Source organism: Sphingomonas sp. Root710, assembly GCF_001429065.1.
In the GTDB taxonomy this organism is placed as follows: domain Bacteria; phylum Pseudomonadota; class Alphaproteobacteria; order Sphingomonadales; family Sphingomonadaceae; genus Rhizorhabdus.
This window is the reverse complement of sequence record NZ_LMIB01000019.1, coordinates 82,181-101,599: the sequence shown is the minus strand read 5'-3', so window position 1 is coordinate 101,599 and position 19,419 is coordinate 82,181. Positions and strand designations below refer to the sequence as shown.

Here is a 19,419-nt window from a genome sequence, read left to right as displayed (position 1 = left end):
TCGGACATTATGACGCTTTTCACAACCATGTAGGCCTCACCTCAAGATTTGTTCGCCAGACAACGCTAAGCTGGAAATACTGAGAACATCCTAGGCGACGAGCCGAAGTCTGCCGTTCGGGTCGTGGAGTGCTCGGTACCCGCGGTTGCCGCTGAAAGATGCATCTTCCCAAAGGTAGTCACCTGTGAGGCCGATATGCGACCAACCCAGAGGTGAGACGTGCGCTAGCAGTGTTTCGTCGATCTCAATTCCCGAGTACCGCAGGTGATCGGCGGCCCGGCCGAGATAGAGGGCATTCCAGTATGCAATGGCGGCGATGAGCAAGTTGAGCCCAGATGCGCGGTATTGCTGGTTCTCAAGAGTTCGATCGGTGAACCGGCCCTGGCGGTTGGTGTAGACGGCGTCTACCAGAGCGTGCCGGGCCTCTCCCTTGTTCAATCCGGCTTGGCAGGCGCGGCGCAAATCCGGCTGTTCCAGCCAGTCGAGCGTGAACAACGTCCGCTCGATGCGGCCAAGTTCGCGAAGGGCAAGGTCAAGCTTGTTCTGCCGGCGATAGGCGGAAAGCTTGCGCAGGATGATAGATGGAGCAACAGTTCCTTCCCGAATTGAGGCGGCCATTCGGACGAGATCATCCCACTCTGCCTCAATGGTGCCGACCTTGATCGCCTGGCCGAACAGACATTCGATGCCTTTGTAGTTTGCACCGGATACGATGGTTCCGAGCCGCCGGTCTGCAAGATCACGCATTCGAGGGACGAAACGGAACCCGAGCAGGTGGCACAGGCCAAAGACGTGATCCGACGCACCGCCGGTATCGGTATACAGCTCCTTCAGTGGCAATTCGCGGGCCCCTAGCATCAGGCCGTCGAGCACGTATGGGGCTTCGTTTGCGGTGGCAGACATGACGCGCGAACTGAACGAGGCAAAATGGTCGGAAAGGTGCGAGTAAATTTTGATACCTGGCTCGTGACCGTATTTTGCGTTGATCTCGGCTGCGCCCGATCGGATCCGGCCGGTGCGGAAGAACTGGCCGTCGGATGATGCACTGACACCTTCGCCCCAGTTTCGCGCGAACGGGAGGCGGTGATGTTCGCGCACAATCTGGGCCAGAGCAGCCTCGTAGTTCTCGGGCGAGATATACCAGTTCTGGGTCCAGGCGAGCTGCGCATATGTGACGCCCTGGCTGGCGTTGGCCATGCGTTCGACGCCGAGATTCGTACCATCCGCCAGAATGGCGGCGAGCACGGCAGCGGGCTTATCGTGCTCCTTGCCCGAGCGGACATCCCGAAATGCAGAGAGAAATCCGGTACGTTCAGCGACTTCGAGCAGGAGTTCGGTAATTCGGACGCGCGGGAGTAGGGCATCGAGTTTGCGGTCAAGAGCTTCCGCTTCTGGTGGAGTCGCCGCTTGCAGCGGAACGACTTTCAGCTTTTCGCGAACGAGCGTCACGCCAGGCAAGCGGCCGGTCCGCAGCTGATGCGCGAAGTGACGCAATCGCCGATCAAGTTCGGCGCTCTTATGAGCCAGATATTCTCCGGAATTCACGTTGATCGGCAGTTCGGAGATTGCCGATTGTGCGGCCTTGCGGGGGAGCAGATAGGCGTCGAAACGCTGGTAAGCCCGCGTTCCTTCGACCCAGACATCGCCCGCTCGCAGTTTATCTCGAAGTGTCGCCAGCACGGCCGTCTCGTAGCGCGGACGGCTGACCTTTCCTCCCTCCATTATCAATTTGGACCAATGCCGATTGGAAAAGGGCATCGGCGGGTTTGCTGGCAACTGCGTACCCCAACTGCCGTTGGCCTGCTTGAGGAGATCGAGAGCGGAGAGCAGGTTGGTCCCGCTGCCCGAGGCCTTGAACGTGAATGTGTCGAGGAAGTTGCGGGAGAACCGGCGCAGTGTAGCGTATCGCTCGGTTGCAAGAACCAGAGTGTCCTCCTGAGCGAGATCCGCCAAGGCATCGACGTGCGGACGGGCTGCCATCAGGCGATGCCAGCCCACCATCTCATCGACCAGGACCAGCGGATCGCCGCCAGTTTCCTCTGCCATATCCAGCGCCGCGATCGTTGCACCAAACAGTCGCATGAGCTTGCCGACCGAAGGTGCTGTGTCCTGATAGCGGCGTTCCTGGCCACGCTTGGCTCGGGTGAACAGCCCGCCAATGAGGCGCTCGAACATCAGGATTGCGGCATCTGCAAGCTTGACCTCGAGATTGACGACCGCGGCTGCCAGCGTCGCTCTGCGGCGATTGTGGGAATAGTCGGCCAACAGAAACGGCGGAGCGACGCTGCCCTCGCGCACGAATTGGCCAAAGCGGAAGCCCGTGGTTGCTAGGCTGATTGCCGGTTCAATCCCGAGATCACGTATGAACCGCAGCCGCTTGAGAAGCGCATTCATGTTCTTGGTTGACGGAGATCCGGGCATATCCCGCAACCAAGCCAGCGGCGTCATACCAAGGGCTGGGTCATTGATCAGGAGTGCGTCGAGCAACTCCAATGTACTGCCGCCCAGTTCGGCGACGATTTCCGATGCTGCGCGCTTACGAGCGCGTGCTCTCCCGGCAAGCCCGGCCCGCTCGAGGGTGTCGGGCAGGGGCAGAATAAAGCGCTCCGCCTTCAGGTTATCCATCAAGGATCTGGCAATTGTTTCTCCGCGGTCACTGCGCATGGCTGCACGGGCTGCAAGTTCAATAGCGTGGGCAACATCCGCGCGTGTGAACGGCCTAAGACCGAGGTAATCAGCGGCAATTGAGCTGTGGTCGGTTCGCGTTTGCGGACGTTGGCCATAGGCACCGTATGTGCCCGGAGCGACGCCAAGCTGCGCAGACAGGTAGTTGAGTATAGCATCGGGGATGTCCGAGTTCGTGCGCAGCCCAAACCCAGGATGCCGCAGTAAGGCAAGGTGAGCAGCAATACCGAGCCGATTAACGGGGCCTCGTCGCTTTCCGATGATATCCAGGTCTTCGACCGTCAGCGTGTAGTTCCTGATGATCGAGAAGTGGTCGGTTCTTGGTAGGAATAGCCGCTCGCGCTCTTCCCGCGTCAGTAAATTGCGCCGCGCCATGTTGTACCCCGCCTGAGTCGGAATGACCCCCCAATCGGTCAGGCTAGACCCGCGCAATGGGGCAGGCATGCAAAAAGGTTATTGCAGAGTTTCAGAGACATCTCCGGCTTAGCGTTGTCTGGCGAACGAACCTTGAGGTGCCCCCTAGCCGCGCAATGGGGCAGGCATGCAAAAAGGTTATTGCAGAGTTTCAGAGACATCTCCGGCTTAGCGTTGTCTGGCGAACGAACCTTGAGGTGCCCCCTATAATGTATGGGCTATGAGGCCGCGCAGGTCATGCGGGGGCGAGTGCGTGCGAAAAACGGTCTTCTGGTCCTGGCAGAGCGATCTCGACGGCCGCGTTACGCGCGACGTGATCCGCACTGCGCTCGATGAAGCGATCACGATCCTTGCGGCCGAACTCGAGGAGGCCGATCGGCCGAGCCTGACGTCTGACACGCAAGGGGTTGCGGGCACGCCCGACATCGTGGCGACGATCCTCGCCAAGATCGACGAAGCGGCGGTGTTCGTCGGCGACGTGACGCCGATCGCGCTCTCCGACAGCGGCAAGGCGTGCGCCAATCCCAATGTGCTGCTCGAGATGGGCTATGCCAACAAGGCACTGACCTCGCACCGCGTGATCCAGGTTTGGAACACCGCCTTTGAAGGCGCGATCGTCGAGAAGCTCCCGTTCGACCTGCGTGGGCGGCGGGGGCCCCTGAGCTTTGACCTGCCGATCGGCGCCGACACCACGACCCTGCGTGCGGCCCGCACCAAGCTCGCCAAGGAGCTTGCTGGTGCGCTCAAGCTCGCGTTCGACACGCTTCCGCCTCCGTCGCCTGAGGCCGTACATTGGCAGCCGCCATTCTCGGGTGACACCGATATATGGTTTGACCCTGGCGCGGAGCAGACGGTCACCCACCCCACCCATGGTTCAAGCAAGATTCGCTGGAAACCCGGAGCCCATGGCTATGCCCGTCTTATTCCGTCGAAATGGGCGGCAAAGCCGGGCGCAAAAAGGTCTATTGCCGAACATCCGGGGCATCCAGCTCTGATCGGCAATGCGGGCTCGCTTGGCTACGGCGTCAGCCGCGGGGGCGCGATGATCTATCGACCCGATGCGGCGGAGGAAGGGGTCTATCCCACGGGCGCGCTCACCCAGTGGTTCGAGAAAACCGGCGAGTTCTGGGGGATTGCGAACGAATTTCTGTTCACGCCGAAGAGCGGCCGGCTCACGGTCGCCACGGGATACATCTTCAAGCAGTGGATGTCGTTCCTCGAACGCAACTGCGCCCTTGCGCTCGCCCATGGCGGTTCGCTGCCGATCCATGTGCGGCTTGGGATCACCGGCCTCGACGGCACCTGGTGGCCGGCGGGGCGGTACGATTTCGGGGATGAAGGCTTTGCGGCCGTCGAGCCGTCGTTCGAATATGATGCAACGCTGACCTCGGACGGCAAGGACAGCCTCCGCAACGTCGCTGTGGCGGCGTTCAATGCACTTGCCGAGATCTACGGCGTCGCGGCGCATACGCTTGATGAGATCGAGGCGCTGGGTCGGTAGGATGGCCGAGGTCATCCTGCCTGCCGTGATCGGGCCCCGCGCCACGGCTGAGGGGAAGGATCTCGCCTGGGAGATCACCAAGCTCCAGGCGGGTGCGACCATCACCGTCAACAGCGAGCTTGTTGCCGCCTACCAGGCCGCCTCCTCGCCCCACAGCATCCGTGCGCTCTCCAGCGATATCGAGGCGTTCGATCTCTGGTGCCGAAGGGCGGGCCGTACCACCCTGCCCGCCACGGCCGAAACGGTCGGGGACTATCTTGACGCCCGCGCGGAGAACGGGAGCAAACCGGCCTCGCTCGCGCGCTATAAGGCGTCGATCGGCAAGGTCCATCAGCTGCTCGAACTCAAGGATCCGACCCAGGCGCAGCTCGTGAAGCTCCGCCTTGCCGCCATCCGACGTCGCGTGGGCACCGCGCAGAAACAGGCGCGGCCGCTACGCTTCAAGGGGCCGGTCAAGGACGTCGAGCGCGACCAGGCCCGTGGCCTCAATATCCGGGCACTGCTGGAAAGCTGCGCCGACGATCTCCCCGGCCTGCGTGATCGGGCATTGCTATCGACGGCCTATGACACGGGTCTGCGTGCGTCCGAGCTCGTCGCGATCGGGATCGAGCACATCATCGAAGCGATCGATCCCGAGGCACGGTTGCTCGAAATTCCGCGGAGCAAGGGCGACCCGGACGGCGAGGGGGCTACCGCCTATCTGAGCCCGCGCAGCGTGCGCGCGATCCGCGCATGGTGTAAGGCCGCTCACATCGAACGAGGGCCGCTATTCCGGCGCGTACAGGTGCGGCGGTACAAGGCTCGACCGGCGGTGAAGGGCAGGCGGATCGAGACGATTTCAGGGCGCGAGACCTGGGATCTGCGCAAGACGCTGCCGAAACCGGCGGTGCCAGCTCGCGTTGAATACGATGTGGGCGAGGGCGCGCTCCATCCGGCCTCCATCGGGCCGATCTACCGCGTTATCATCCGGCGCGCTTATGATCGCGGTGCTCTGCCGGATCTGACCGCCGACGATCTTGCCCGGTTGCTAAAAGGCGTGAGCGCGCATTCGACGCGGGTCGGGCTCAACCAGGACCTGTTCGCCGCCGGCGAGGATTTGGCAGGCATCATGGATGCGCTGCGCTGGAAAAGTCCGCGCATGCCGCTCGCGTACAACCGCAACCTCGCCGCCGAGTCCGGCGCGGTTGGCCGGCTAGCAGCCAAGCTCAAGTGAGGCGTACTACGAGGGGGTGCCGCCGGCGAGCGGCACCCCTCTTCGTTATTGACGCGCGGCTTCAGCAGCCAGTGCGTCCTTCGCCGACGGTGTCGGCGTCTCTCGGCGTCCAAACCTGGCATAGAGCGTCGGTAACACGAACAGTGTGAGAAGCGTTGCGGAAAGCAGTCCGCCGATCACCACCGTGGCGAGCGGCTTCTGCACCTCCGCGCCAGGCCCTGTCGCGAGCGCCATAGGCACAAAACCCAGCGATGCGACGAGCGCGGTCATCACCACGGGCCGGAGGCGGGCGAGCGCCCCTTCGTGCGCGGCTCGCGCCCGAGCCATACCGCGCGCCATCAGATCCTGAATCGATGTCACCATCACCAGGCCGTTCAGCACCGCGATGCCGGAAAGAGCGATGAAGCCGACGGCAGCCGAGATGGAGAAGGGCATGCCGCGCAGCGCGAGCGCCAATACCCCGCCCACCAGTGCAAGTGGTACGCCGGTAAAGACGATCGCCGCCTCTCTAACGCTGCCAAGCGCGCCATAGAGCAGTAGCAGGATCAGCGCGAAACAGGCAGGGATCACGAGCAGAAGCCGATCGCGCGCTGAGGCCAAATTTTCGAACTGACCGCCCCATTCGAGATAGGTGCCTGCCGGCAGTCGAACATCGCTTGCGATTTTCTCCTGCGCGTCGGTCACCACGCTCGCAACATCCCGGCCGCGCACATTCGCTTGGACCACAATGCGTCGCTTGCCATTGTCGCGGCTGATCTGATTGGGACCATCAACAACCGCGATGGTCGCAACGCTGCCGAGCGGAACAAAGGCTCCCGTCGGCGTCGGCACCGGCACTTGGCCCAAGGTCTCGAGATTGGCGCGTGCCTCTTCTCCCAATCGGATCGTCACGGCAAAACGCCGGTCGCCCTCAAAGATCATACCTGCGTCGCGCCCACCAACGGCCGCTGCGAGCGTGTCTTGAAGCGCTCGCGCGGTGATGCCGAACCGCGCCATCGCGTCGCGATTGGGCGTGACGTCTAGCATGGGAAGCCCCTCGGTTTGTTCGACGCGGACATCGGTCGCTCCCTCGACTTTCCGCAGCACGGCGGCGATGCGGTTGGCCGTTTCTCCCATCTGTTCGAAGTCGTCACCGAACACTTTCACCGCAAGGTCACTGCGGACGCCTGCGATCAGCTCGTTGAACCGCATCTGGATCGGCTGAGTGATCTCGTAGGCATTGCCGGGAAGCTGCGAGAGCCGCTGCTCAAGACGTTCAACCAATTCGGACTTCGCAAGGTGCGGATCGGGCCAGTCGCTGCGGGGCTTCAGGATCACGAACGTGTCCGAAACGTTCGTTGGCATCGGGTCCGAGGCAAGTTCGGCAGTACCGGTCCTTGAAAATACGAACCGCACCTCCGGCTCGCGGGCTATTGCTCTCTCGATCTCGAGCTGCATTGCTTGGCTCTGGTCAACCGAAGTACCGGGCACGCGAAAGGCTTGGATCAGCACGTCGCCTTCGTCGAGTTGTGGCAGGAATTCCTGTCCAAGCGTCGCGAAGCTGCCGATCGCCACGACAAACGCCGCGATGCCGATTCCCAGCGTGCGACTGGGCCGCCGCATGGCTGCGTTAAGACCCGGCTCGTAGCGGGTCTTGAGCCAGCTCATGACACGCCCTTCCTTTTCCTCGACAGGCTTTGAAAGCCAGATACCGAGCATGGCAGGCACGAACGTGAGCGAGAGGATGAAGGCGAAGACGAGGGCTAGGATCACAGTCAGCGCCATCGGCGTGAAGGTTTTTCCCTCGACCCCGCTCAGCGTCAGCAGCGGCACATAGACCAGGATGATGATCGCCTGGCCATAGACCGAAGGCCGGATCATTTCTCGAGCAGAGGCGGCGACCGTCGAGAGCCGTTCCTCAATATCAAGGGTGCGCCCCTTGTGATGTTGGCGTTCAGCGATCCGTCGAAGGGTGTTTTCGACGATGATCACCGCGCCATCGACGATGAGGCCGAAGTCGAGCGCTCCGAGGCTCATGAGGTTGGCCGAAACACCGCCTCGCAGCATCCCGAAGCTGGTGAGCAGCATCGTGATGGGAATGACGAGTGCCGCGATCAATGCCGCACGAAAGTTTCCAAGCAGGACGAAGAGGACGACAATGACGAGGAGTGCACCCTCTGTGAGGTTTTTCACGACCGTCTTGATCGTTGAATTCACCAAGGCCGTTCGATCGAGAACCGGCTGTACGACGACGTCGTTCGGCAAGGAGGCATTGATCTCCTGAAGCCGGGCGTTGACGCTTGAGGCCACCGTCCGGCTGTTTTCACCGATGCGCATGACGGCGGTGCCGACCACCACTTCCCTGCCATTTTCGGACGCGGAACCCATCCGCAGAGCCTGCCCGGAACGAACGGTCGCGACCTGATTCAGGAGGATCGGTATCCCTTCCTTGGTGGCGATGACGGTTCGGCCGAGTTCGTCGGCATTGAGCAGACGGCCGTCGGAACGAACGGCCAGTCCCTCGCCGTTGCGGTTGATCACACCTGCGCCGACCGAGCTGTTATTCTCTTCGAGCGCAGTCGCGAGGTCGCTGAGGCTGAGGTCCAAGGCTGCCAAGCGCTGTAGGTCTGGGACAACCTGGTACTGTTTCACATAGCCGCCGATTGAGTCGATCCCGGCCAATCCTGGCGTGTTCTTCAGGAGCGGTGAGACGATCCAGTCCTGGACGGTCCGCAGATAGGTTGCCTGATCGGCCTGGCTGACAAGCCGCTCGCCCTCGGGCGTTATGTAGCTGCCGTCGGGTTGGATGCCGGGCTCACCGGGCGCGTGGCGATCCTCCTTGCGATGTGCGAGATGGACCGTCCACATCAGCACGTCACCGAGACCCGTGGCGATCGGCCCCATTTCCGGCGTGACCCCCTCGGGGAGGCTCTCCTCGGCGCTGCGCAGCCGTTCTGCCACCTGGGCCCGTGCGAAATATATGTCCGTGGAATCGGAAAAGACCGCCGTCACTTGTGCGAAACCGTTTCGACTCAGCGATCTCGTGTATTCAAGGCCGGGCACGCCGGCGAGCGCTGTCTCGATCGGGAACGCCACCTGTTTTTCGACGAGCTCGGGCGAGAGGGCAGGTGCCCGGACATTCACCTGCACCTGGTTGTTGGTGATATCGGGGACGGCATCGATCGGCAGGCGGGAGAGTGCCCAACCCCCGATGATCACGCCGATGAAGGTCACGAGCAGCACAAACCAGCGCCGCTCGACCGAAAAGGTCACAATGCGCTCGATCATGGCTTAATCCTCGTCGACCGCTTCGCTCTTTCCGAGCTCGGCCTTGAGAGTGAAGCTGTTGGCGACGGCGATCTGCTCGCGGCCCGAAAGACCTGACAGGATCGTCACGGCGTTGCCGCTGGGTTGCCCGAGGGCTACTGGAATTGCCTTGAAGCCCTGCGGAACACGAACAAAAACCGATGGTTTTCCTTCGACCGTCTGCACGGCGCCGGCGGGCACCATAATGCCCGAGGAGCTGCTTGCCACCGAGATTGCCGCCGTCACCGGCTCGCCGATCCGCCACTGGCCCGCCCGGTTGTCGATGAGGGCTATGACAGGCACGAGGCGGGTGCCTTCGTCGAGGATTGGCGAGACAAAGCTCACACGCGCAGTCGTTCGGCGCCCAGGCGCCGTGATCTCGACGGTTGAACCCGGTCGCACACGGCCGGCATCGGCCGGCGACAGCGACAGGTTGACCGAGACTTGGGAGAGATTGGCGACCCGATAAAGTTCGGCATCGGCTGCCACGGTCTGCCCCAGGGTCACGCTTCGTGCGATGACTTGGCCGCTAATGGGTGATCCGATGCCGAGACGGTTGAGACCGCCGCCGCCACCCCCCGCTGCAGAGACCTGCTGCTGGGCCAAGCGCAGAGCGATGTTGGCCTCCGTTGCTGCCGTACGTGCGGCGATCAGATCCTGTTCGGGCGACACGCGTTCGGCAAACAGGCGTTGCTCGCGTCTCAAGTTGGATTGTGCGAGCGCCAGACGGGCACGCGCAGCTTCCACCTCGGCCTTGAGCGAGGCGGCCTCACGGCTTTCGACGATGGCGAGCGTTTCGCCGCGTCGCACGTCTTGTCCGAGATTCCGGGTCAGCGCGACGACTTTCCCGCCGATGGCAGCGGAAACGACTTGCATACCCTGGGGATCGCCTTCGACGGTTGCAGGCAGCGTGATCGCGCCCGTGCCGCCGCGGGAGGGAAGCGCGACCTCAATTCGCGCCGCGGCGACCTGCTGGGGCGTGAGTCGGATCAGACCCTCTTCGCCCGCGTGGCCTTCTTCCTTTTCCGCCTTCTCCTGCTCGGCGGGCTGGCTACCGCATCCGGCCACGACCAGTGCGAGCACGAGGGGCGCGATGGCCCGCTGCGTGAAGTTCATCGATTGTCTCCCTGATCGGGCGCGCGGGCGGTCAGCCGCTCCAGCTGCGCTTGTGCGTTGTGATAGGCGAGCAGCGCATCGATGGCGGTTGCGCGCGTCTCGGATAGGACGCGCTCCGCATCGAGCAGATCGAGCTGGCTGAACTTCCCCTCCCTATAGCCAATCCGGGCGATGCGCGCTGCCTCCTCGGCAGCCTCAAGGGCAGGCCCGGTCGCGGTCGCGGCGCTCGTTGCAGCGTTAGCGGCATCCGCCTGTGCCTCGGCGATTGCTTGCGCAACGTCCTGTGCCGTCACCCGCTTTTGTGCTTCGGCGCGCAGTTGCTCTGCACCCGCTTGCTCGAGCGCTGCCTTGCCGCTGTTGAAGAAAGGAAGCGGCACCGACAGGCTGAAGACCGCTGCGGTGTCATTCGTCTCCTCGAGACGGCGAGCGCCTGCACCCAGCGTGAGATCTGGGACGCGCTGCGCGCGTGCAAGGCGCATTTGGGCGGTTGCCGTGGCAAGGTCGGCATTGGCCGCAGCCAGCGAGAGTGTACCGGCAGCATCAGGGGGCCGCAGCGGTCCATATCGGCTGTCGACGCTATTGAACCAGGAGCCGTCGAGTGGCGCCAGGATGGTTTGGCCTATCCGCTGGCTGAGCGTGAAGCGGGCGACCTCGGCAGACCGTTCCGAGCGCTCCAGGGCGGCCGCGGCATTGATCCGCGTGACATCGGCGCGCTGAACTTCAAGCGGTGACGCGCGTCCGGCGCGGACACGGACATCGGCGGCACGAAGACCCTCGTTCGCAATCCTGAACTGCTCGCGGGCGTTGACGAGGCGACGTTCCGAGGCAGCGGCCTCTGCATAGGCGCGCGTTACCGCGAATCGGAGATCCGCCTGAGCAATAGCGCGCTCAATTCCCGCACGATCGCGCTGGGCATCTGCGACTGCTACGCGCGCGGATCGTTTGCCGCCGAGTTCGATTGGCAGTTGGAGAGAGGTCGTTGCCTCCATGCTCTGGGTCCCCGAATAGGGCCCAGTCCCCGCGACATTCTCCGCCTCGATATTGATCGTGGGGTTTGGCCTGAGGCCGGCGATGGTTCGAGCCGCTTCAGCCGCTCGAAGGCCCGCCGATGCTGCCTCAAGCGCTGGCGCTGACGCGCCTGCAAGGTCGAGTGCGCGCGACAACGTCAAGGGCGGTTGTGTTTCTGCGGAAGGCGGCGTCTGCGCCTGGGCGCTGAAAGCGTACGGCGCTGCGACCACAAGGGCCGCTAACAGTCGATTCATGTCTTGGAACTCCTGTGATGGCTGAGGGGCGCGATAATCGGTGGCGCCCCAGCGGCTATCATCAGGCTTTCGGGGGTCTCAGCTCTGCGCTGCGTGGCGCAGCCGTGAGTGCCTTCGCCGTATGAATGAACATGTCTGGCGGGCTGGCCCGAGCGATTGGGAGATCGCGGGTCGCAGGAAGGGCGGCAAGATGGTGCCCATGACAGCCACAATGGTTGTGGTGGCAGGCCTTCTTTGGATCTGCCGGCAGCGATCTTCCCTCTTCGGCACCATCTTCAGCCGCGATGGTTGGAGAAGTCGCGGAGCAGTCGATCGACGCCACGGCGTGGGCAACGGATCCGGTCCCGAGGGACAGAATGAAGGCCAAGCAGGCGAGGACGATGAGCAGCCGGACCATTCTCGCCTTCACCCCTTGCTGGCCGCACGCGCAGTAAGGAGTTCGGTCCGGCTTGGCCCCTTTGAAACCCTTAACTCGGTGATGGACTGCTGCAAGATCTGCGCACCACCCCACAGCCCGAGCGCCGCCATAATTCCAGCCACGATTATATCGGGCAGCGCCGAGCCGGTGCCGAACACGCCCAAAGCGGCCAGCATCACCGCAATGTTGCCGATCGCGTCGTTTCGCGAGCAAATCCATACCGAGCGCATGTTCGCGTCGCCCTCACCGAAGCGATACAAGATGAGCGCGACACCGCCATTGGCGAGCAGAGCGACAAAACCGACCGCGCCCATCACCTCGGCATGGGGAACGGTGCCATGTGAGAGTGCCCAGATCGCGTTTAGCAGCACATAGAGGCCGAATGCGAAGATAGTCGCGCCCTTGACGAAAGCTGCGCGAGCGCGCCAGGCAAGAGCAAGGCCCGCTACGCCAAGGCTGATCGCATAGTTGGCGGCATCACCAAGAAAATCGAGGGCATCGGCTTGGAGTACTCTCGATCCTCCCATGATGCCGGCGGCCAGTTCGGCGGCAAACATGAGCCCATTGACGGCCAGCGCGATCCACAACGCGCGCCGCCAGGCGGGGCTGTTTGTGGGGCCGCCTTTGTCGGCGGCACAGCTGGAACATGCCATTGGTCGGGCTCTCGTATTCTTAGAACGGCTCGCTATATGCACCCTGTAGCAACTATAGGGTCAAGAGGATTTCTGATGCAGATAGGTGAGCTGGCCCGAACGACCTCGACGAAGGTCGAGACTATCCGCTTCTATGAAAAAATCGGCCTGCTTCCAGAGCCGGGCCGAACCTCGGCGAATTATCGCGACTATGGTGCCGCTCACCTGGCGCGGCTTTCCTTTATTCGCAGGGCACGCGATCTCGGTTTCACCCTCGACCAGGTGCGCGAGCTGCTCACCTTGTCTGACGATCGTAACCGGTCATGCGCCGCCGTCGATACCGTCGCCCGCGCCCATCTCGCGCACATCGACCAGAAGATCGCCGATCTTCGCGCGCTACGCCGGGAGCTCGACGAGTTGATCGGCCAGTGCAGCCAGGGTGCGATATCCGAATGCCGGATTATCGAGGCCCTCGGTCCGTCCGCTCAGCGCGGGCATTGACCCTGTAGCTACTAGAGGGTGCAGAATTCCGCTGCGACTCGCTGCGGAGACAATCGATGAGCGACTGTGGATGCGAAACGGACACCGCCCGCGCCGGAACAGATCCCGGCTACAAGCGTGCCTTGTGGATCGTCGTAATCCTCAATCTGGGATTTGGAATCTGCGAGCTTGTGGGCGGCTTTGTCGCAGGCTCCCAAGCTCTCAAGGCGGATTCGCTGGACTTCATCGGCGACGGATCCATCACCTTGGTGGGCCTTGTCGCGCTTGGCTGGTCTGCCGTGGCCAGGAGCCGGACCGCACTCATTCAGGGCCTGTTCCTCGCCACTCTTGGGCTCGGCGTGATCGCATCGGCGCTTTGGCGCATATTCAACGCCGTGCCGCCCGAGGCCGATCTGATGGGCGCGCTTGGCATTATTGCGCTCACCGTCAATGTGTCTGCCGCGCTGGTCCTCGCCCGTTTCCGCGATCAGGGCGATGCCACCTCGCGGGCAATCTGGCTGTTCTCGCGCAATGATGCACTGGCCAATGTCGCGGTCATCGCGGCGGCGGCGTTGGTGGCGTGGACCGGGCAGGCATGGCCCGATCTGCTCGTCGCGGGAGTTATCGCGCTGCTCTTCTTGCACTCCGCCTATGACATCATTCGCGATGCCCGCAAGGAGCTGACGGAGCATGGCAGGCGGGTCGTGCAGTGAACGCGCGTGCTTACACCCCGCCGCTCGGAAAGGGCAGCACTGCGGACTACGACCGCGCGATCCGGCTTTGGACGCGCGAGACGCTCTGGCGCCGGGCAATGCTCGAGGAATTGGCAGCCCGGCCGGGCGAGACAATTCTCGACGTCGGCTGCGGCACTGGCAGCTTCGCTGTCATGCTCAAGGCTTCCCAGCCCGCTGTGCGCGTGATCGGTATCGATCCCGATGAAGAGGCGCTGACCATTGCGCGCGCAAAGGCGGATGTTGCGGTCCTGAACGTTGAGTGGGAGCAGGGCTTCGCCCGCGATCTCGGCGTCAGAGGGGCCGATGCGATCGTGTCGAGCCTGATGTTCCACCAAGTCCCGATGACGGAGAAGCGGGCCGGCCTGAGCGCAATGTTTGCGGCAGTGCGACCCGGCGGACGGATCGTTATTGCCGATTATGGCCGGCAAAAAGGGTTGATGCGGGTGCTGTTCCGCCTGACTATTCAGCGGCTCGACGGTGTCGCCGATACCCAGCCCAATGCGGATGGGATCCTGCCCGAATTGGTCAAAGCTGCGGGCTTTCGCAAGGTGCGCGACGTCGCACGCTTCGACACGGTTACCGGCACCATCGGCCTTATCGTGGCGAGTCGGCCTGACTGAGGCGAGAACGATGGATTTGGCGGAAGAACAGCGGCAAATCCGGAAACGGTCGGCGCTGGCGCTCCTGCCTTGCGCGGCGGTTTCGACCGGGAGCGTGCTGCTTCTTCCAGAGGTTATGTCCTTTCCGGAAGCGCTTGCCGAGCGTCTCGCCTTCGCAATCCAAACCAGCAGCATCCATTTCCTGCTCGTGCTGGTGGCGGTGCGGCTTGTTTCGAGCGGACGCTATCGTTCGGAGGCCGATATTGGCGGGGCCGCCAAGAGCGCGCCCAGCCCGGCGCTCGCGATCAAGGTCGCATTCCTGCAAAATACGCTCGAGCAGTCATTCTTGGGCGTCGGTGCCCATTTGCTCCTTGGTTCGATCGCGGAGGGCCGATGGCTGGGACTGTTGATTGCCTCGCCTGTGCTTTTCGCCATCGGCCGCGTGAGTTTCTATCGCTGTTATTCCAGGGGCGCTGGCGCCCGCGCCTTCGGGATGGCGACGACCGCGCTGGCTACGCTCACCTGCTATTCGGTCGCCGCTGTGTTGATCGCCGCTCGGCTATTTGGCGGGTGATGCTTGCGATGCGGCCGCCGCCGAACTGCGACCGCTGAACCAGAAGCCGGCGGCAAGCACTACGATGGCGGTGACCTGCGCGAGCACGCTCTCCCTGGTCGGAAAGAGACCCAGAATCTCGATACGTGGCACGTCCACCAGCGGCCTCACGCCGAGGATACCGGCCTCCTGCAAACCGGCGATACCCTTGCCGGCGAGCACGACGGCCAGGATCGCGATCAGGACCGAGCTCCAGGAGAAGAACTGGGTGATCGGCAGGCGAGCGCTGTAACGCAACATTATCCACGCGACGAGCGCAAGCAGACCCGCTGCGGCGCCTGCGCCCGCGAGCATCGCTGCGCCATTTCCTTCGGCCCAGAGAGCCGCATAGAACAGGATCGTTTCGAAGACTTCCCGGTAGACGACGACGAACGATAGCAGGAACAAGAACCAGCCCGAGCGGCGGGAAAGGGCGGCGCTGACCTTCGCCTTCACATAGCGTTGCCATGCCTCGGCATTGCTCTTACCATGCATCCAGATACCGACGCTGAGCAGGATTATTGCAGCGAAGAGGGAACCGAAGCCCTCGGTAAGTTCCCGCGATGCGCCGCTCACGGTGATGAAGTAGGTTGCCGCGAACCAGGTCGCGACACCGGCTGCGAGGGCTACCGCCCATCCGCCGTGAACATAGCCGAGGACGTCCGGTCGATCAGTTTTCTTCAGAAAGGCGATCATCGCAACCACGATCAGAAGCGCTTCGAGCCCCTCGCGCAACAATACGCCGAACGCCCCCAGGAAGCTGGATGCTCCACTTGCCCGTTCCGGCGCCAGCGCGGCCTCGGCCTCAGCAAACAGGTTGGCCAGTGAACGGTTCGCCGCTTCCACCTCGGCCGTAGGGCGCCCTTGCCCGATGGCCGCACGAAGCTGCGCCATCCCTGTCTCGATCCGCGCCATGAGCGCAGCGTCGCGTGCGGACAACACCGGCTCAACCGGCTCGAAGCCGTCGAGATAGGCCGAAAGAGCCAATTCGGCTGCGGCTTTGCGATCGCCGGCCCGATAGGCGGTCAAGCTTTCGGCCAGGCGTTCACGCGTAAGCGCAAGCGAGCCGTCGGGACGAGCGGTGACGGCATCCGGATGTCGGCGCAGAAAGGCCGTGAGCATCGCAGCGTTTTTGGGGCCGAGGTCGCGGGCCAAGGCGGCCGGCGTCGTCCCGACCAGAGCCGCCAGATTGGGATACTTTGAACGCATATCGGCGCGCTCCCGCCAAAGACGCTCGCCTTCGCTGGCGGCAGCGTCAGGATAGGCGAAATGGCCGGCATAGAATGCCAGGGCCCAGCGGTCCGCTTCCGGTAGCGCCTCGAAGCTCTGCATGGCGGTGCCGTCCAGACCCTGGCTGATGACCTGGTAGAGACCGAAGAGGCTGCGCTGGTCGGCACGTTCCTTGTCGGTGAAGGCGATGGGTGGCGGGTCGAGCTTGGCCGCATCGCGCCCGCGCCCGTCGCCGTTCATGCCATGACAGCTCGCGCAATTTTCGGCGTACAGCTTAGCGGCCCGGTTTAGATCGGGGGGAGTGCCCGGTGCGAGCGGCACCGGATAGGCCGCCAGGAGTGCCGAGGCGAGAAGATGCGATTGCTCGGCGACGACCGCGGGTGCTGATTTCGCGGCGATCGCGCTTCGCAGTGTGGCCGATCGGCGGAGAAGGTCTTCCTTCGCCGGCTTTTCTGGCAGGGCCTTGAGTCGTGTCTCGACCTGTGCCGCGAACTCGGTCATCTCGCCATATTCGGCCGAGCTTGTCACTTTCCCGTCCGCGACAGCCCCGGCGTAATCCACCCCGATATAATCGAGCAGCCGCCAGCTGGTCTGAACGTCCGCATCGCTCGCCAAGGCTCGTCCTGGGAGCGAGATCATCATTAGGGTTGCGAACGCCAGCGCAATGAGATGCGCTGTCCGGCGCCATCTGAGGGGAAGAACGACGGAAATGGCGGCAGGCGAGCGAGGATACATTTGCGAGTCTCTGATAAGAATTGTTCGCAACTTGCACCCTGTAGTAGCTAGAGGGTCAAGTGGTATCAACGGGCGCGGCAGCGCGCCCAACACCCCGGCATGCTTGGTCGTTCATGAGCGTGATCCGACGGCGCGCGCAACGAAGCTCGAGGTTCCATCGGGGCAGCCAGCAAGGGCAACAAAGCTGGAATTGGTAAGGGGTAGCTGCGTCGCGCATGATCTTGGCTCTGTATGACGTGAGCTTACGTCGTTGGCTGAGTCTCGGCCCAATTATGGTCTTGGGAAACTTGACTCAATTCAGCATCAGGCAGAGAATGCGGACATGAGACGAGCGCACAAATTTGCGCTGATCTTAGGCGTCCTTCTCGGCCTGTTTGGACAGATAGCCACAGTTGCCGCAGATCCCGCTGTGGCAACCGCCATAAGCGCGAACGCGGCAGCAACGATGCCCATGGACTGTGTCGGGATGACGCAGGACGATGGCGAGAAACCACTCCCCTGTCAGCGGATGACGCTCGCTTGCCTGGCAGGCATGGGGTGTCTCCCTTTATATGCGCTCGAGAGCCGGGGACCCCTAGCGGCTGAAATAGTGAGCGCGGATGTTCTTGTCGTCTTTCCATCTTATCCGGCGCTACACGGACGGTCGGCTCCGCCGGAACAGCATCCACCCGACACCTTGGCCTGACAACTCGCCAGGCGAACCCTCCCAAGCGCTGGACGGCCATAGGCTGCCCAGCCCCTCGGAGCCAGTTTGCCCACGGCACCTTCAGTCCGAGGAGAGAAATCATGAAGACCTTGATATTCACCGCCGCCGCGGCCGCATTCACAGTGCTCGTCGCCGCCCCGGTTCCGGCATTGGCACAGGCTGATGTCGAGAAACCGGCCACCGTCAAATGCGAGTGGCAACCCCAAGCTCCTGGTCCGCGTGCACCGTTGAGTGCGAGGGTCTGCAAGAAGGTTGGCGACCAACGCGACCGGTGGACTGGCAAAGGCGGACCGGAATGCGATCCGGCCTATACCGGCAAGACCGGTCGCTACGTGTGGCGGATGCGGCCGCAATATGGTCCGCGCGCGCCGTTGCAGGGACCGGTCCGCGTTTGGGTCGACGGGAGCGATGTCTGCTGAGGCCGTGAAGTGATGGCGAGGGGCTAACTTGCCCTCGCCATCGATCATGGATCTGACGAAACATTTGCCTGTCCCAACTGTCGGACCTCTTCGGGAGGCGCTTCCACAGTGCCTCCCGAAGCCCTCATCGAATTACTTGTTGCTGATGCTGGTGACCTCGCCGGCATTGCCGTCGAGCTTCAGCTCGAAATTCACCTGATCGCCGACTTTCAGGCTGTCGATCATGGTCGCAGCGATGCCGCTCATGACCTCCACGCGGGGGCCGGAACCGAAGAGTATGGAGTTCGGCGTACAGAAGGCGTCGCCCAGGCGGAATTTAGCGAGCCGCAGACAATGTATTGATCAGTGGGCACCCGACATGATCGCCGGAACTGCAGGCCCGCACGGTGTCGGCAAGGACCCGCTCCATGCGCTTCAGATCCGCGATCCGCGCGCGAACCTGCGTCAGATGCAAGGTCGCGATTTCGCGGGCATCGTCACATGAGATGTCATTGGCGGTCGCAATGCCGAGCAGCGTGCGAACCTCGTCCAGCGTGAAGCCCAGTTCCCGCGCGCGCCGAACGAAATGCAGCCGCGCCACGTCCGCGGGGCCGAAGCTCCGATACCGGCCCCGCCGCGCCGCCTCGGGCAGGAGCCCGATCCGCTCATAATAGCGGATCGTCTCAATGTTGCAGCGTGTGCGCCGCGACAGTTCCCCGATTGCGATAATCTCCGATGTCGTCATCTTCTGCTCAAAATTGGGGGTTGAGTCTGTAGCGGCTACAGACGGTAGGATGCGATTCCGTTGATCACAAGGAGTCGCCCATCATGTCCGAACCGCCTGAACTGCGCCGTTCTTTGGGAGCGGAGGGCGCTGCTGTTCTCACGGTCGGCGGAATCGCGGCCGCCTTCGCCGTGGCATCCTGCTGCGCGCTGCCCATATTGCTCACCACCGCCGGCTTGGGTGCCGGATGGCTCGGCGGCATTGCCTTGGCGGCCAGCCCGTATCGGATGCTCCTGCTGTGCTTGAGCGCGCTCTTCCTGATCGGCGGCGCGATCATGCTCTGGCGGCAGCAGCGCGTGGCGATGACCTGCGCATCCGAGGGCGTCTGCACACCGCCTGCTGTGCGCGCGGTCCTTTTCATCGGCTTGCTGCTGGGCGTGACGTTGTTCTGGCTTGGCTATTCCTATGTCTGAGCGCGTTTTCGTTCCTCAATCGGTCCTCACCTGTCCGCTGTGCGGCACGACGAAGACGGAGACGATGCCGACGAACGCCTGCCAGTTTTTCTATGATTGCACCGGTTGCGGAGCGGTCTTGCGGCCGAAGACCGGCGATTGCTGCGTATTCTGTTCCTACGGGACCGTGCCGTGCCCACCGATTCAACTCGCCGGGCCGGACGCCTCCTGCTGCACCTGACG

General features: G+C 63.0%; 17 protein-coding genes. 9 read left to right on the top strand and 8 right to left on the bottom strand.

The features are described from left to right. Window positions 1–90: 90 nt before the first annotated feature. The gene (locus ASE00_RS22180; protein ID WP_056383967.1) at window positions 91–3,060 is read right to left on the bottom strand and encodes a Tn3 family transposase; all 2,970 of its coding nucleotides are present in this window, start codon (window positions 3,058–3,060) and stop codon (window positions 91–93) included. 292 nt (window positions 3,061–3,352) lie between these two features. Here ASE00_RS22180 and ASE00_RS22175 point away from each other — a divergent pair, with 292 nt between their 5' ends. Together ASE00_RS22175 and ASE00_RS22170 are read left to right on the top strand one after the other, a co-directional pair. Continuing rightward, on the top strand, window positions 3,353–4,600 hold the full coding sequence (locus ASE00_RS22175) for a hypothetical protein (RefSeq protein ID WP_056383959.1): 1,248 nt from the start codon (window positions 3,353–3,355) through the stop codon (window positions 4,598–4,600). Window position 4,601: 1 nt separating this feature from the next. Next, window positions 4,602–5,813: a site-specific integrase gene (locus tag ASE00_RS22170; RefSeq protein WP_235538790.1), complete on the top strand. Its 1,212-nt coding sequence runs from the start codon at window positions 4,602–4,604 to the stop codon at window positions 5,811–5,813. 45 nt (window positions 5,814–5,858) lie between these two features. Here the strand turns inward: ASE00_RS22170 and ASE00_RS22165 are convergent, their stop codons facing one another. The 4 genes from ASE00_RS22165 to ASE00_RS22150 all read right to left on the bottom strand — a co-directional run bounded on the left by ASE00_RS22165 (window position 5,859) and on the right by ASE00_RS22150 (window position 12,547). Continuing rightward, the gene (locus ASE00_RS22165) at window positions 5,859–9,080 is read right to left on the bottom strand and encodes an efflux RND transporter permease subunit (RefSeq protein ID WP_056383955.1); all 3,222 of its coding nucleotides are present in this window, start codon (window positions 9,078–9,080) and stop codon (window positions 5,859–5,861) included. 3 nt (window positions 9,081–9,083) lie between these two features. Further along, window positions 9,084–10,214, bottom strand: coding sequence for an efflux RND transporter periplasmic adaptor subunit (locus tag ASE00_RS22160; RefSeq protein ID WP_056383953.1), 1,131 nt, complete (start codon window positions 10,212–10,214; stop codon window positions 9,084–9,086). Continuing rightward, window positions 10,211–11,476 carry a TolC family protein gene (locus ASE00_RS22155; RefSeq protein ID WP_056383951.1) on the bottom strand — a complete coding sequence of 422 codons (1,266 nt, stop codon included), beginning with the start codon at window positions 11,474–11,476 and terminating at the stop codon, window positions 10,211–10,213. The genes ASE00_RS22160 and ASE00_RS22155 overlap by 4 nt, the downstream gene beginning before the upstream one ends. 405 nt (window positions 11,477–11,881) lie before the next feature. Beyond that, the gene (locus tag ASE00_RS22150) at window positions 11,882–12,547 is read right to left on the bottom strand and encodes a cation transporter (RefSeq protein WP_056383949.1); all 666 of its coding nucleotides are present in this window, start codon (window positions 12,545–12,547) and stop codon (window positions 11,882–11,884) included. 75 nt (window positions 12,548–12,622) lie between these two features. Here ASE00_RS22150 and ASE00_RS22145 point away from each other — a divergent pair, with 75 nt between their 5' ends. Genes ASE00_RS22145 through ASE00_RS22130 form a run of 4 tightly spaced genes read left to right on the top strand, consistent with a single transcriptional unit; the run spans window position 12,623 to window position 14,913 of the window. Then, complete coding sequence (locus ASE00_RS22145) at window positions 12,623–13,027, top strand: MerR family transcriptional regulator (RefSeq protein WP_056383946.1); 405 nt, start codon at window positions 12,623–12,625, stop codon at window positions 13,025–13,027. A 56-nt stretch (window positions 13,028–13,083) separates the two neighbouring features. Beyond that, on the top strand, window positions 13,084–13,719 hold the full coding sequence (locus tag ASE00_RS22140) for a cation diffusion facilitator family transporter (RefSeq protein ID WP_056383944.1): 636 nt from the start codon (window positions 13,084–13,086) through the stop codon (window positions 13,717–13,719). After that, the gene (locus ASE00_RS22135; RefSeq protein WP_056383942.1) at window positions 13,716–14,360 is read left to right on the top strand and encodes a class I SAM-dependent methyltransferase; all 645 of its coding nucleotides are present in this window, start codon (window positions 13,716–13,718) and stop codon (window positions 14,358–14,360) included. The genes ASE00_RS22140 and ASE00_RS22135 overlap by 4 nt, the downstream gene beginning before the upstream one ends. Window positions 14,361–14,370: 10 nt before the next feature. Then, entirely contained in the window at window positions 14,371–14,913 is a 543-nt protein-coding gene (locus ASE00_RS22130; RefSeq protein ID WP_056383940.1) for an MAPEG family protein, read from the top strand. Here the strand turns inward: ASE00_RS22130 and ASE00_RS22125 are convergent. Further along, entirely contained in the window at window positions 14,899–16,803 is a 1,905-nt protein-coding gene (locus ASE00_RS22125; protein ID WP_056383938.1) for a cytochrome c/FTR1 family iron permease, read from the bottom strand. The two genes, ASE00_RS22130 and ASE00_RS22125, sit on opposite strands and share 15 nt — an antisense overlap. An 879-nt stretch (window positions 16,804–17,682) precedes the next feature. On the opposite strand from ASE00_RS22125, the gene ASE00_RS22120 reads away from it, so the two are divergent. Beyond that, complete coding sequence (locus ASE00_RS22120) at window positions 17,683–18,021, top strand: hypothetical protein (RefSeq protein ID WP_056383937.1); 339 nt, start codon at window positions 17,683–17,685, stop codon at window positions 18,019–18,021. Window positions 18,022–18,153: 132 nt separating this feature from the next. On the opposite strand, the gene ASE00_RS24180 is transcribed toward ASE00_RS22120, so the two are convergent. Together ASE00_RS24180 and ASE00_RS22115 are read right to left on the bottom strand one after the other, a co-directional pair. After that, entirely contained in the window at window positions 18,154–18,267 is a 114-nt protein-coding gene (locus ASE00_RS24180) for a copper-binding protein (RefSeq protein ID WP_022684336.1), read from the bottom strand. Window positions 18,268–18,337: 70 nt separating this feature from the next. Further along, the gene (locus ASE00_RS22115) at window positions 18,338–18,745 is read right to left on the bottom strand and encodes a MerR family transcriptional regulator (RefSeq protein WP_056383936.1); all 408 of its coding nucleotides are present in this window, start codon (window positions 18,743–18,745) and stop codon (window positions 18,338–18,340) included. Between the two features lie 83 nt (window positions 18,746–18,828). On the opposite strand from ASE00_RS22115, the gene ASE00_RS22110 reads away from it, so the two are divergent. After that, window positions 18,829–19,197: a mercuric reductase gene (locus ASE00_RS22110; protein WP_056383935.1), complete on the top strand. Its 369-nt coding sequence runs from the start codon at window positions 18,829–18,831 to the stop codon at window positions 19,195–19,197. Continuing rightward, on the top strand, window positions 19,190–19,417 hold the full coding sequence (locus ASE00_RS24355) for a GDCCVxC domain-containing (seleno)protein (protein ID WP_082594896.1): 228 nt from the start codon (window positions 19,190–19,192) through the stop codon (window positions 19,415–19,417). Before ASE00_RS22110 ends, ASE00_RS24355 begins: the two co-directional genes overlap by 8 nt. The last annotated feature ends 2 nt before the right edge of the window (window positions 19,418–19,419 follow it).